Origin of the sequence: Variibacter gotjawalensis, from assembly GCF_002355335.1 — a bacterium.
Classification (GTDB): Bacteria; Pseudomonadota; Alphaproteobacteria; order Rhizobiales; family Xanthobacteraceae; genus Variibacter; species Variibacter gotjawalensis.
In genome coordinates, this window is record NZ_AP014946.1 from 3,902,709 (window position 1) to 3,916,041 (window position 13,333).

Genomic DNA, 13,333 nt, shown 5'->3' on the forward strand with positions numbered 1-13,333 from the left:
ATCCATACGCCCTGTATCAACTATGAAGCGCGGGGAGTATGGATCCCGGACAGCCGCATAGCTCGCTTTGCGAGCAAGCGACTTCCGGGATGACCAAGGCAGCTCAACTAAACCCGCGCGTCGCCATCATGCTCGGGACCTCACCGCGTAGGCCCTCGACCAGCGCGCTGAAATTACTGCTCGCCAAACGCCGCAAATCCGACGGACGCTCGACGCTCCAGCGCGGCGGCAGCTCTGACGTCTGCACGTGATGATGCGAGAGGCATGCGCGCAGGCATCCCGCAGACGCTTCGCTGTGATGATCGATCACCGCAAACACCTCGGGATCGATGTTGCGCGCGGCGAATAGCACGCAGCCATCACCTTCGCTCGGCCCGATGATCGCGTTGGCGTGGTTGAGCACCGCATCGGCCGCCGCCCGCAACGCCGATGCATCGAGCGTCGGACAGTCCGCCGTGATCGCGACCGCCGGCCCGCTGACCGCAAGCGCAACTGCGAGCCGCGCGAGGCCCGCGCCATCCGGCAGCGGCTGCACCGTCACGCCATAACGGCGCGCAAATTCCTTGAACATCGCATCGCGCAAGTCCGGCGTGCTCCACACCGTCACGGGACCGATGTCGGCCTGCTTCGCGACTTTGATCGCGCGCTCGATAAGACGTTGTTGCAGGATCGCCGCGCCGTTGACGCCGAGCGCCATTGAGAAGCGCTTCTTCGCGACGCCCGCAATGGGCGCTTCCGCGATGATCGCGACCTGAACCTTCGAAACGTCGGCTGACATTGTTGCTGTTGTTGTTCGCCAGCTCACGAATCATTTCGCAAGCGCTAGCTCACTGCCCCAATGCCTAAGATTCGGGAATTTGACAACGCTCGCAACTGCTTTGCCGGATTGTGCACAGCCGTGACGACAGCGCGATGACCGCGAGGCGAATGCTTACCGAGTCACAACTGCCGTGGAGAGGAGATCGACGCGGCCGAAGCCCGGCAGCTTGATCGCGGGGCGGCGGAAATCGATCCCGGTAACGAGCGTGAACAAGTTCAGCTCGACGCCTTCGACCCACCCCGCCTTGAAGCCCATCAATCCCCAGAGGCTGAGTTCGACGCCGGTGCCGCTGTCGGTGAGCCCGACGTAGAATCCCTCGTCGCGGAAATCCTTGCCGACCGCATTCGGCAGCAGCGTCCCGCCGAGTTCCGGCACCGCGCGCAGCACGCTCGCGACGAACGTGTTCGAGTTCGGGCCCGGCCAGATGCGATAGTCGCCTGCCTTCGCGTGACGGTACGCCGCGATCGCGGCCTCGACCTTCGGGATCGCGGCAGCCGCGGCGGCGCCCTTGAGGTCGAGCACGACCACCGGGTTGTCGCCATACCAGCGGCCGTCGGCGGCCCAGCCGTTGCGCCGCACCGGGTTGCCCCAGCCGACCACGTCGAAGCGGTTCCAGCTGTCCGCGCCCTCGCGCTTGACGACGATCCAGCTATGGACCGCGAACAGGCCTTTGACGCCGCCGGTCCGTCCGGCCAGCACCATCAGGCGCGCGTCTTTGTAGTCGGCCGCTTTCGGCAGCAGACCGGCGCTCGTCCAGTCGGCTTTGTTCCAGCTCGACGGACGATCCTCAAACGCGAACAGCGCCGCCCGGGCGGCGAGCGGCACGAAGAAGAGGCAGAGGATGAGAAGAAGGATGAGTTTCAAACGACCCCGCATGGGCCGATAAATAATTCGGATTTCGGCTGATGTAAGGCTTCGGCCGATCGCCGGCCAATGTCGGCCATTCGCTGCGTCATTGACCGGTCAATCGTGAGCGTACGCGGCCGCGTCAGCGCACCCGGTTGCCCGTAATGGCGAGCTGCGCGAAGCGTCCCGCCCCGTCGCGCGCCATATCGCCGGTCACCGGACGCTTGAGTTCCGTCCCGACGATCGCGCCGACCGTCGACTCGGCAATCAGGTTGTCGGCGATTACCGCCGCGCCGGCACCGGCCGAAACCGAGACCGCAATGCCCATATTGGCCCGCCGAATAACGTTTCCCGTGACGCTGACGTCGCGCAGGAAGCGGCCCCAGCCGATCGTGATGCCGGCAAGCGGCGCACCCTCGATCACATTGCCGGTGACGGCCGAGTCCGCCTCGACGCCAATTCCGATACCGGCGCCGTCGTTCGGATCGGTCCCGACCGGGCGGCGGTTCGAGAGATTGCGGATAATGTTCCCTTGCACGGTCGCCATCCGCCCGCCGTGATCGAAGTTCGTAACCGCAACGCCGATGGATGCGCCATCGACGACATTCTGCGAAATCACCGCGCCTTCGAATCCAAATTCTGCATAGAGCGCGACTTCTCCGCACGATTGGCAATTGTTGGCGACCACCTGCAGGTTCGACGCCGAATTTCCGCGCACCGCCGAGAACGCGACGTTGGTGATGCGGTTGTTGCCGACGTAAACATTGTTAGCGCGGAAAACGTTGATCGCGTTTCCGTTCTGACCCGAACCGCCAGCGCGCGCCGCGATTCCGTCGATGCGATTTCCCGACACGATCGTTCCGTCGTTGCCGGATTCCGAACGCCAGACTTGAATGCCGTTGTTGCCGCAGGTGCGGACGATATTGTCCGCGATGATCAGCCCGCGCGCATTGACGGAGAGCAGTCCCGCATTCGCGATCCCCTGGATCGTGTTGCTGCGCACTTCGCCTTCCGCACCGTCGAGCACGATGCCCTGGCGGCTTGAGCCGACGACCTCGCAATCGAGAATGCGCAAGTTGCGCGCCGCAGCGATGTTGATGATGCCGCGCCCTTCCGGCAGCGGACGGCTGACGCCGTCGAGAATGAGACCGCTCAGCGTGACGTTGTCGCAGCCCGCACCTTCGAGCAAAGCCGAACCGTCGTTGAAAAGCAGCCGCGTCGCACCGCGCACGCCGAACAGCTGCGTTCCGGCTTGCAGCTTCAGCGTGCCGACGCGGTAAGTGCCGGGCTGCAGCCAGAGCGGCGTCCGCGATCCCGCGGCTTGATCGATCGCCTTCTGCAGCGCGCGAGTCTGATCGCCCCCGCTGCCGGCCTGCACGCCGAACTGCGAGGCATCGACACCGGCCGCGGACGATGGTGCAGCGTTAACGCGCGTTGCCGCGACGGTGGCGGCGGCACCCGCGAGCGCGAGGAAATGGCGACGATTGGGACGCATACACAAACCCTAACTGAGATTCAGTCGAGTGTTTCAAGAAGCGTACCGCACCTCGGCGTGCCAAAATGAGACGGCTAGAGATGTCCCGCCAACGCCGCATCGAACATGCGCCGCGCCGCTGCTTCATCGAGCGGCACCGGATTGCCGCCCGCAGTCGGATCCTTCGGTGCCATCCGGGCGATCAAATCCGCATGCCGGTCGTCAACACCGAAGTCACGCAGCGTATGCGGCACGCCGATTTCTTTTCGCAGCCGCAGCACCCAATCGAGAAACGCCTCGAACGAAGCGTTCAGCCCGATGTAAGCCGCGAGCCGCGCGATCTTCGGCTCGATCGCCTCGCGATTGAACATGAGCACATACGGCATGAACACTGCGTTGGTCATCCCGTGATGTGTGTCGTGCAGTGCGCCGACCGGATGCGACAGCGAATGGATCGCGCCGAGCGCTTTCTGAAACGCCGTCGCCCCCATCGCGGCAGCGCTCATCATGTGCGCGCGCGCTTCGAGATCGCTGCCGTCCGCGACCGCGCGCGGCAAGTTCTCTTTCACGAGCCGAATGCCTTCGACCGCGATCCCGTCGGCGAGCGGATGGTAGAACGGCCCGCAATACGCTTCGAGACAATGCGCCAGCGCATCCATGCCGGTGCCCGCCGTGATGAAGGCAGGCATGCCGACAGTGAGCGCCGGATCGCAGATCGTCACCTTCGGCATCATGTTCGGATGGAAGATCACCTTTTTCGTATGCGTCGCCTCGTCGGTCACGACAGCCGCACGGCCGACTTCGGACCCTGTGCCCGCAGTCGTCGGCACGGCCACGATCGGCGCAATCGCGGACGCGTCCGCGCGCGTCCACCAATCGCCGACATCTTCGAAGTCCCACATCGGCCGCGTCTGGCCGGGCATGAAGGCTATCATTTTTCCGGCATCGAGCGCCGAGCCGCCGCCGAACGCCACGACACCGTCGTGTTTGCCAGCGCGATAGGCCGCAACGCCCGCCTCGATATTCGCCGCCACCGGATTGGGCCGCACGTCGGCGAAAACAGCAGCCTTCAAACCAGCGCTCGTGAGCGCAGCCGCCGCGTCCTTCACCATCGCCATCTTGGCAAGCGTCGGATCCGTGACGATCAGCGGCGCCGTCATGCCGGCTGATTTCACCGCATCGGCGAGTTCCGTGATGCGCCCGACGCCGAACCGCACGCTCGTTGGGTAGTTCCAGTTGCCACGCAGCTGCATCAGATAATCTCGAAATAACGCGCGAGCTGCCAGTCGGTCACCGCCTTGCGATACTCGCGCTCTTCCCACTCGCGCGTCGCCGCATAGTGCTCGACGAACGCTTCGCCAAACAATTCACGTGCCGCATCCGACTCCTTCAGCCGCTCCGCCGCTTCGCCGAGCGACTTCGGCAATCGCCGCTTCGCCGGCTGGCTCCAGTTATACGCGTTGCCTTCGATCGGCGCGTCCGGCTCGATCTTATTCTCGATGCCCCACAACCCCGAGCCGATCGCCGCCGCGAACGCGATGTATGGATTGATGTCGGCCGCAGTGACGCGATACTCGACGCGCTGCGACTTCGGCGATCCCGGAATGGCGCGGATCGCGCAGGTGCGGTTCTCCACACCCCACGTCGCCTCGGTCGGCGCCCAAAAGCCCGGAATGAGTCGCGTGTAGCTGTTCACCGTCGGCGCCGCCATCGAGAGCAGTTCCGGCATCAACGCCTGTTGGCCGCCGATGAACCAGCGCATCTCGTCCGATATGTTGTTCGGATTGCGCGCGTGGTGGAAAACCGGCTTCGCGCGCTTGTCCTGCAGCGACACATGCAAGTGGCCGGACTGCCCCGGCCAGTCGCGCGACCACTTCGCCATGAAGGTGGCGAGCTTGCCGGAGCGTTGCGCAAGGATCTTCGTATAGGTCTTGAACAACGCACCGCGATCGGCCGCCTCCAGCGCCCCCGAATACGTGATCGCGGCTTCGATGACGCCCGGTCCCGTCTCTGTATGCAACCCTTCGAGCGGCATCCGCATGCCCCCGCACAACGCGAGCAATTCCTCGTAAAACTCGCGCTGTACCGAGGCGCGCAGCATCGAGTAGCCGAAGAAACCCGGCGTCGTGGTTTTCAGATCGCGATAGCCCTTTTCGCGCACCGAGGTCGGCGTCTCGTCGAACAGAAAGAACTCGAACTCCGCCGAGGCGATCGCGCTGTAACCTTTCTTCTCGGCGCGCTGCAGCACGCGGCGGAGGACACCGCGCGGACAGACCGCCTCCGCCTCACCGGCGAACTCGCCGAGGAACAGCAGCATATTTCCTTCGGTCGGAATGGCGCGGCACGTGCCCGGCAGAACGCGCACCTGCGCGTCCGGATAGGCCGTGTGCCACCCGGTGTAACTAACGTTGTCGTAGAGTTGGTCGTTGGAATCCCAGCCGAGCACGACGTCGCAGAAGCCGAAGCCGCTCTCGAGCGCCGAGAAGAATTTTTCGCGGCTCATGTATTTGCCGCGCAGGATGCCGTCGATGTCGAAGACCCCGACCTTCACGTGACTTAAGCCCCGCGACTCGACGATCTTGCGCGCTTGCGCGGCCGTCTTCACTTCCTCGGGCTGCATCACGGTCTCCGCCGAATCCCTGGCTTTAGGGCTAACGCATCTTTGATTGGCTGACCGTCAAAGTCGAGGGTTCCAGCTGCCGTGAGCTTGTGCAATGCTTTCGCTCCCGCCCACGACAGCTTCAATAAAATGTCTGAGGAAATGCCGATGCAGCCGCTGGTAATGAACGCCTGCTATGAAGTGCTCGACGAACGCTTCCGCGCTTGCTTCAACCGCACGGCGCATCTCGAAAAGCTTTGGACCGGCGCGCGCTGGACCGAAGGCCCGGTCTACTTCCCGGCGCATCGCTCGGTCTATTTCTCCGACATCCCGAACGACCGCATCATGCGGTACGACGAGACCAACGGCGAGACGGGCGTCTTCCGCACTCCCTGCGGCTATTCAAACGGCCATACGGTCGACCGCCAGGGCCGCATGGTCTCCTGCGAACACGGCGGCCGCCGCATCTCCCGCACCGAGCATGACGGCCGCATCGTCACCGTCACCGACAACTACAACGGCAAACGGCTGAACTCGCCAAACGACGTCGTCGTGAAATCCGATGACTCGATCTGGTTTACCGACCCGCCCTTCGGTCACCTGTCGGACTACGAGGGCCACAAAGGCGAGAGCGAGATCGGCAAAAATTGCGTCTTTCGGGTCGACGGCAAGACTGGTCGCATGAAGGTGCTGGCCGACGATTTCATCCGCCCGAACGGCCTCGCCTTCTCGGTCGACGAGAAAAAGATCTACATCATCGACTCCCATGCCAGTCAGCGGAACATGCGTGTCTACGACGTCACCGAGAAGGGCGACATCAAGAACGGGAAGGTCTTCGCGACCTGCACAGCCGGCCGCTTTGACGGCTTCCGCCTCGACAGCGACGGCCGTATCTGGACCTCGACCGACGAGGGCGTCCATTGCTACGAGCCGGACGGCACGTTGATCGGCAAGATCTTAGTCCCTGAGGTGTTGTCGAACGTCGTCTTCGGCGGGCCGAAATTCAACCGGCTTTACATCTGCGCGACGACCTCGCTCTACGCCGTAATGCTCACGATCAACGGCGCGAAGACGTTTTAAGAACGTCGGCTCGACGAGAATCGAAGCGCCGCAACATCTTCCGCTCATTCCCGCGAAAGCGGGAATCCAGCTCCGTCGAAAAGCACTTCGTCAGCATCTTCGCGCGCTACCGCGCGCCTACTGGACCCCCGGTTTCGCGGGGGTGAGCGGAGGATGGAGCAACGCACGAAGACGCATCGCCCGCCACCCCGAATATCGAATCTAAATCAAAGCCTTCGCGCTTTGCGTTGAATCACTTTGCGAGCACGCAACGTCGAGCCGGCACTCGATTCGCTCCCACCAATAATCAAATCTGGGAAAACATTGGCCCGCCTGACGAATTTCGCCTTGCTCACGCCTTTTATGACAGTATTGTGACAATCAACGACGGCGGCCATTGAATCGGCCGGGGCGCCGCCTGGAGGCAGGGCGGCCGCAACGAAGGAATGATCGAGCCCATGCCCGGCACCGAACTCATCGCAACACTTTTCGGCAGCGTCGCGCTCCTCCTCTGGGGCGTCCGCATGGTGCGCACCGGCATGACACGCGCCTTCGGCGGACCGCTGCGTCACTTCCTCACGACGCAGGTGAAGAGCCGCACGTCCGCGTTCTTCGCCGGCCTCGGCGTCACCGGCCTGCTGCAGAGTTCGACCGCCACCGCCCTCCTCCTCGCCTCCTTCACGGCGCGTGGCCTGCTCACCCTGACCACCGCGCTGATCATGATGCTCGGCGCCAATGTCGGCACCACCATCGCGGCGCAGGCCTTCTCGTTTGAGATCATCTGGCTGTGGACCGTCCTGGTCGGCTTCGGCGTATTCGTCTTCATGGCGGCCGAGGGTGACAAGACCAAAGCCGTATCGCGCATCGCGATCGGGCTCGGCCTGATGCTCCTCTCGCTCCAGCATCTGACCGCAGCCGCCCAGCCGCTGCGGGACTCCCCCCTGTTCGTCTCGGTCCTGGCCGGCCTCGCGGGCGACCCGCTGTTCGGCTTCCTGATCGCGGTCGGGGCGACCTGGCTGATGCATTCGAGCCTGACCATGGTTCTCCTGGTCATGGCTCTAGCGACCGCCGGCGCCGTGCCGATGCCTCTCGCCTTCGCGCTGATCCTCGGCGCCAATGTCGGCGGCGCCATCGCCCCTCTCACCGGCCTGGCGACCTCACCCCCAGCCGGCCGCCGCGTCGCCATCGGCAACATCATCCAGCGAGCCGCTGTCGCCATCCCGGCTTTGCTGCTGGTCCGCTTCTCGGCCGATATTTTGGCCTTCCTCGGCGGCAGCCCGGCCCGCATGGTCGTAAACTTCCACACGGCGTTCAACATCGTCGCGGCCACCATCCTACTGCCGCTGACGACCCCCTTTGCCCGGCTGACCGAATGGCTGGTGCCGGACCGCCCGGAGGCGACCGACGTCGTCCGGCCGCGCCACCTCGACGCCAGCGTCCTCGACACGCCCTCCGAGTCGCTCGCATGCGCGATGCGCGAGACCCTGGCGCTCGGCGACCGAGTCTCCGACATGCTGCGCGACACCCTGCCGGTGCTCGACCGCAACGACATGAAGGCCGTGAAAGAGATCGAAAAGTCCGACAACGCGGTCGACGCGATCTATGAGGCGATTAAGCTCTATCTCGTGAAAGCCTCGAAGGCCGAGATGAACGACGAGGAAAGCCGCCGCTATGTCGAGACGCTGACGTTCACGACTAACCTCGAGCATATCGGCGACATCATCGACAAGAACCTGATGGAACTCGCGGCGAAGAAAATCAAAAACCGTTACGCCTTCTCGCCCGAAGGCTTCGCCGAGATCCGCCGTTACCATGAGCGCGTGATGGACAACATGCGCCTTGCGCTTAACGTGTTCGCCACGCGCGACGTCGTGCTTGCCCGCCGCCTCCTCGCCGAGAAAGCGACGATGCGCAACGCCGAACTCGAAGCCTCCGAGCTTCACTTCGCGAGGCTACGCCAGGGCCGCCCGGAGTCGATCGAGACTTCGTCGATCCACCTGGACATCCTGCGCGATCTCAAGCGCATCAACGGCCATCTGACGTCAGTCGCGTATCCGATACTCGAAGTTGCAGGAGAACTGCGCGACAGCCGCCTACGTGTGACGGCGCGCTCGAATAACGTCGCGATCGACACGGCGGACCCAAGCCGCGCGACCTAAACTCACGCCAGCCTGATCAGCGCCAAGCCCGTGACGATAATCGCGGCCGCGGCGACGCGGCTCCGCCGTAGCGGTTCGCCGAGGAAGAACACCGCGATGCCGGCCGCGAACAGCACGCTCGTCTCGCGTAAGGCCGCCACGATCGCGATCGGCGCGACAGTCATTGCCCAGATCGCGATCCAGTAAGCCGCAAGCGACAGCGCGCCACCGAAGAGCGCGACCTTCCACGTCGCGCTGACGCCGTGCACGATGCTCGCGCCACGCCGCCACCACGCGAACAGCAGAATCGCAATCTCATCGAAGACGAACAGCGCGATCGTGTAGGCATGCGGGTTTGCGGAAACGCGCGCGCCGACGCCATCGACGATCGAATATCCCGAGATGGTCGCCGACGTCAGCAGCGCAAAGCCGACCGCCCGCCGCTCGATCTGGCCGACGCTGCGCCCTCCGCGTAACGACAACAGCATCACGCCGCCGGCGAGCTCAGGATGCCGAGCCAGGCCCGCCAGGTGAGCGGCTCGGCGAGCCATAGTACGCTCACGGCGGCGGTCATCAGCGGCGCGGTACCACGCGCTATCGGGTAGACCTGCCCCATGTCGCCGGTTTTGTACGCCTCCGTCAGCCCAACCCAGTATGCAACATGAAGCGCGACGGATGCTGCCAGCCATGGCCACGACGCGATCGTCGGGAAGCCGGTGAACGGCATCAACGGTAGCGCAACCACCATCGACGCCACCGCGATCCACACCGCAATCACGAACGGATCGGCCTCACGCTTTATCACCGCATTCCAGGCCGCATGACAGGCGGCGGCGAGCAAAACCAACGCGAAAACCGAGAATTCCATGCTCACAGCAGTGTCATAAACCTGCGCTCTTTTTAAGCCCAAAGCGCGCTTCGTGAACAACCATTGGCTGCAAATTGACTTGGCTCAGGTTGTACCGGCCGCTAGCATCCCGGCGAGCAAGAACAACAGGGGAAGCTCGATGCGTAAACTTTTCGGCTCGTTGGCGGTTGCCGGCGTCATGCTCGGCGGTGTTGGAGTTGCGCCAGCGCAGACACTCAAAGCCGTGATGCATTCGGACGTGAAGATCGTCGATCCGATCTGGACCACGGCCTACATCACGCGCAACCACGGTTACATGATCTACGACACCCTCTTCGCCATGGACGAGAAGGGCGAGATCAAGCCGCAGATGGTCGAGAAGTACGACGAGAGTGCGGACAAGCTCACCTACACCTTCACGTTGCGCGACGGACTGCTCTGGCACGATGGCAAGCCGGTGACTGCCGAAGATTGCGTCGCCTCGATCAAACGTTGGGCAGCGCGTGACTCTGTCGGTCAGAAGCTGTCGACCTTCATCGACACCATGACGGCGAACGACGCGAAGACTTTCACGGTTAAATTGAAGGCACCGACCGGTCTTCTCATTTTTGGTCTCGGCAAGCCGTCGTCGAACGTGCCGTTCATGATGCCGAAGCGGGTTGCGGACACTGACCCGAACACCCAGATCTCCGATTTTACCGGGTCCGGCCCCTTCGTCATGAAGCAGGACGAATGGAAGCCCGGCGACAAGATCGTCTATGTGAAGTTCGACAAGTATAAGCCGCGCTCCGAGCCCGCGTCGGGTCTTGCCGGCGGCAAGGTCGTCAAGCTCGCGCGCGTCGAATGGCTCGCGATCACCGACCAGCAGCAGGCAACCAACGCGCTGCTCGGCGGCGAGATCGACTACTTCGAACAGCCGCCGACCGACCTGCTTCCGCTCCTCAAGGGTGACAGCAACATCAAGCTCGTCGACTACAATCCGCTCGGTCTGCAATACACCTTCCGCTTCAACCATCTGCAGAAGCCGTTCGACAATCCGAAGGTGCGTCAGGCGCTTCTCTACGCCTTCAATCAGAAGGACTTCCTCGACGCCACGATCGGCGACGCGAACTACTACAAGGTCTGCAAGTCCATTTTCCCGTGCGGCAGCACGATGGAAAACACGAAGGTGATGGACGGCGTCCTCAACTCGAACTTCGACAAGGCGAAGGCCTTGCTGAAGGAAGCCGGCTACGACGGCTCGACGATCACCTTGCTGCAATCGACCGACCTTGCCGCCCTCACCAACCTCGCGCCGGTCGCGAAATCGTTGATGGAAAAGGCCGGCTTCAAAGTCGACATGCAGTCGATGGATTGGCAGACGGTCGTCGCTCGCCGCGTCAAGAAGGACCCGCCGAACGCCGGCGGCTGGCACGGCATGATGACGTCGTGGGTCTCCGCCGACATCCTCAATCCGGTGATGACCGGCTTCATCAATGCGAGCTGCGAGAAGGCGATGTTCGGCTGGCCGTGCGACGCCGAGATCGAGAAGCTTCGTGACGACTTCGCGCGCGAAACCGATCCGGCCAAGCAGAAAGCGATCGCGGATGCGGTCCAGCAGCGCGAGCTGGAAGTGGTCACCCACATCCATCTCGGCCAGTATTTCCAACCGGTCGGCTTGCGCAAGAATGTGAGCGGCGTGCTCACGGCGCCCGCTCCGGTCTTCTGGAATATCGAGAAGAAGTAAAGCTCACAAACGAAACGGCGGCGCCCATGAAGCGCCGCCGTTTTGCTCTTCGGCGCTAGAATTGCATGATGGCGAAGACTTGATCGGGTAACGATCTGTAGGAGAGCAGCATGACAAAGCTTCATTGGCTACGCGCGGTCCTCGCCACCGCCCTGCTCTTTCTCTCGGCCCCGCTTCACGCGAAAACGTTGCGCGTGACGATGCATTCGGACCTTAAGATCGTCGATCCGATTTGGACCTCGGCACTGATCACGACCTATCACGGCTACATGATCTACGACACGCTGTTCGGGCTCGACGAGAAGCTCAACGTGCAGCCACAGATGGTCGAGAAGTACACGCTCAGCGACGACAAGCTGACCTGGACTTTCGTGCTGCGCGACGGCCTTGCCTTCCACGATGGCGCGCCGGTCACCGCCGAGGATTGCGTCGCATCGCTCAAACGTTGGTCCGCGCGCGACGCGATGGGCCAGAAGATGATGTCCTTCGTCTCGACGCTCGTCGCGCTCGATCCGAAGACGATCCGCATGACCATGCGCGAACCTTACGGTCTCGTATTGCAAACCCTCGGCAAACCCGGCTCGAATGTGCCGTTCATCATGCCGAAGCGCGTCGCCGAAACCGACCCGAACAAGCAGATCGACGATCTCACCGGCTCTGGCCCGTTCATCTTCAAGCGTGACGAATGGCGCCCCGGCGAAAAGGTCGTCTACCTCAAGAGCGCGAACTACAAGCCGCGCGCCGAACCGCCGTCAGGCGCAGCGGGCGGCAAAGTCGTCAAGGTGGACCGTGTCGAGTGGCTGTGGATCGCCGACACGCAAACGCAGATCAACGCACTGCTTGGCAACGAGATCGATATTCTCGAACAGCCGCCACTCGATCTGATCCCACTGCTGGAGTCCGATAAATCCGTCGGCATGAAAGTCGTCAACGCGTCGGGCCGCCAATACGCCTTCCGCTTCAACACGCTGTTCAAGCCGTTCGACAATCCGAAGATCCGCCAGGCCGCGACGTACGCGCTGAACCAGACGGATATGCTCAAGGCGACGATCGGCGATGCGAAATGGTACCGCGAGTGCCGCTCGGTTTTCCCGTGCGGCTCGGCCTTCGAGACGACGAAAGGATGGGACGATCGTCTTTCCTCCAATTTCGAAAAGTCGAAGGCGCTGCTGAAGGAAGCCGGCTACGACGGCACGCCTGTCGTCCTCATGCAGTCAACCGACAACGCCTATCTTGCCAACATGGCCCCCGTCGCGAAACAACTGCTGGAGCGAGGTGGGTTCAAAGTCGATCTGCAGGCAATGGATTGGCAGACGCTCGTCTCCCGCCGCGCGAAACGCGACGCGCCCGCGCAAGGCGGTTGGAACGCCTTCTTCACCTCGTGGTCGTCGGCCGAAGTGCTCGATCCGATCTCGACGCAGTTCCTCAACGCCGGCTGCGAGAAGGCGACCTTCGGCTGGCCGTGCGATCCCGAGATGGAAAAACTCCGCGACGCTTTTTCGCGCGAGACCGATCCGGACAAGCAAAAGGCTGTCGCCGAAGCCGTCGCGTTGCGCATGGCCGAAATGCCGACGCACATCCACTCGGGCCAATATCTGCAGCCTACCGCGTTCCGCAAAAACATCGTGGGCTTGCTCGGCTCGCCGTCGTTCGCGCTGTGGAATGTCGAGATCAAATAACGCGCGCAACTGGCGATCATAGATTGGCGCCCGCATAACGCGCATTCGCATTGGCACGCGGCGTGCTAGACGAGGGAAAGCGCTGCGGCGCGTATTGACTCCTTCCGGCGGTTTTTCTCTGATGTTGAAATTGGACAATAAATAT

General features: G+C 62.9%; 11 protein-coding genes. 4 read left to right on the forward strand and 7 right to left on the reverse strand.

The features are described from left to right. Nucleotides 1-103: 103 nt before the first annotated feature. The 5 genes from GJW30_RS19175 to GJW30_RS19195 all read right to left on the reverse strand — a co-directional run bounded on the left by GJW30_RS19175 (nt 104) and on the right by GJW30_RS19195 (nt 5,760). Complete coding sequence (locus GJW30_RS19175; protein ID WP_096358007.1) at nt 104-778, reverse strand: TIGR04282 family arsenosugar biosynthesis glycosyltransferase; 675 nt, start codon at nt 776-778, stop codon at nt 104-106. 153 nt (nt 779-931) lie between these two features. Next, nucleotides 932-1,684, reverse strand: coding sequence for a DUF3750 domain-containing protein (locus GJW30_RS19180; protein ID WP_347337723.1), 753 nt, complete (start codon nt 1,682-1,684; stop codon nt 932-934). A gap of 124 nt (nt 1,685-1,808) precedes the next feature. Then, nucleotides 1,809-3,161, reverse strand: a complete 1,353-nt coding sequence (locus GJW30_RS19185; RefSeq protein ID WP_096358009.1) for a TIGR03808 family TAT-translocated repetitive protein — start codon at nt 3,159-3,161, stop codon at nt 1,809-1,811. A 74-nt stretch (nt 3,162-3,235) separates the two neighbouring features. Next, complete coding sequence (locus GJW30_RS19190; protein WP_430727105.1) at nt 3,236-4,396, reverse strand: iron-containing alcohol dehydrogenase; 1,161 nt, start codon at nt 4,394-4,396, stop codon at nt 3,236-3,238. Continuing rightward, nucleotides 4,393-5,760 carry a glutamine synthetase family protein gene (locus tag GJW30_RS19195; RefSeq protein WP_172887600.1) on the reverse strand — a complete coding sequence of 456 codons (1,368 nt, stop codon included), beginning with the start codon at nt 5,758-5,760 and terminating at the stop codon, nt 4,393-4,395. The genes GJW30_RS19190 and GJW30_RS19195 overlap by 4 nt, the downstream gene beginning before the upstream one ends. 147 nt (nt 5,761-5,907) lie before the next feature. Between GJW30_RS19195 and GJW30_RS19200 the strand changes: the two genes are divergently transcribed. Further along, nucleotides 5,908-6,819 carry an SMP-30/gluconolactonase/LRE family protein gene (locus tag GJW30_RS19200; protein WP_245408562.1) on the forward strand — a complete coding sequence of 304 codons (912 nt, stop codon included), beginning with the start codon at nt 5,908-5,910 and terminating at the stop codon, nt 6,817-6,819. 425 nt (nt 6,820-7,244) lie between these two features. Next, nucleotides 7,245-8,957, forward strand: a complete 1,713-nt coding sequence (locus tag GJW30_RS19205; RefSeq protein WP_096358012.1) for a Na/Pi cotransporter family protein — start codon at nt 7,245-7,247, stop codon at nt 8,955-8,957. Between the two features lie 2 nt (nt 8,958-8,959). Here the strand turns inward: GJW30_RS19205 and GJW30_RS23030 are convergent, their stop codons facing one another. Together GJW30_RS23030 and GJW30_RS23035 are read right to left on the reverse strand one after the other, a co-directional pair. Continuing rightward, nucleotides 8,960-9,424 (reverse strand): DMT family transporter, encoded by a 465-nt coding sequence (locus tag GJW30_RS23030; RefSeq protein WP_245408563.1) that lies wholly within the window; start codon nt 9,422-9,424, stop codon nt 8,960-8,962. Then, nucleotides 9,424-9,804 (reverse strand): EamA family transporter, encoded by a 381-nt coding sequence (locus tag GJW30_RS23035; protein ID WP_245408564.1) that lies wholly within the window; start codon nt 9,802-9,804, stop codon nt 9,424-9,426. The genes GJW30_RS23030 and GJW30_RS23035 overlap by 1 nt, the downstream gene beginning before the upstream one ends. A 139-nt stretch (nt 9,805-9,943) precedes the next feature. Here GJW30_RS23035 and GJW30_RS19215 point away from each other — a divergent pair, with 139 nt between their 5' ends. Both GJW30_RS19215 and GJW30_RS19220 read left to right on the forward strand, forming a co-directional pair. Continuing rightward, entirely contained in the window at nt 9,944-11,509 is a 1,566-nt protein-coding gene (locus GJW30_RS19215; RefSeq protein WP_096358013.1) for an ABC transporter substrate-binding protein, read from the forward strand. 110 nt (nt 11,510-11,619) lie between these two features. Continuing rightward, entirely contained in the window at nt 11,620-13,188 is a 1,569-nt protein-coding gene (locus GJW30_RS19220) for an ABC transporter substrate-binding protein (protein WP_096358014.1), read from the forward strand. The last annotated feature ends 145 nt before the right edge of the window (nt 13,189-13,333 follow it).

Excerpts from the sequence above, each read along its gene's own strand:
- GJW30_RS19175 (WP_096358007.1), bottom strand. The coding sequence starts at position 778 with ATGTCAGCCGACGTTTCGAAGGTTCAGGTCGCGATCATCGCGGAAGCG.
- GJW30_RS19220 (WP_096358014.1), top strand. The coding sequence starts at position 11,620 with ATGACAAAGCTTCATTGGCTACGCGCGGTCCTCGCCACCGCCCTGCTC.
- GJW30_RS19185 (WP_096358009.1), bottom strand. The coding sequence starts at position 3,161 with ATGCGTCCCAATCGTCGCCATTTCCTCGCGCTCGCGGGTGCCGCCGCC.
- GJW30_RS19215 (WP_096358013.1), top strand. The coding sequence starts at position 9,944 with ATGCGTAAACTTTTCGGCTCGTTGGCGGTTGCCGGCGTCATGCTCGGC.
- GJW30_RS23030 (WP_245408563.1), bottom strand. The coding sequence starts at position 9,424 with ATGCTGTTGTCGTTACGCGGAGGGCGCAGCGTCGGCCAGATCGAGCGG.
- GJW30_RS19200 (WP_245408562.1), top strand. The coding sequence starts at position 5,908 with ATGCAGCCGCTGGTAATGAACGCCTGCTATGAAGTGCTCGACGAACGC.
- GJW30_RS23035 (WP_245408564.1), bottom strand. The coding sequence starts at position 9,804 with ATGGAATTCTCGGTTTTCGCGTTGGTTTTGCTCGCCGCCGCCTGTCAT.
- GJW30_RS19195 (WP_172887600.1), bottom strand. The coding sequence starts at position 5,760 with ATGCAGCCCGAGGAAGTGAAGACGGCCGCGCAAGCGCGCAAGATCGTC.
- GJW30_RS19205 (WP_096358012.1), top strand. The coding sequence starts at position 7,245 with ATGATCGAGCCCATGCCCGGCACCGAACTCATCGCAACACTTTTCGGC.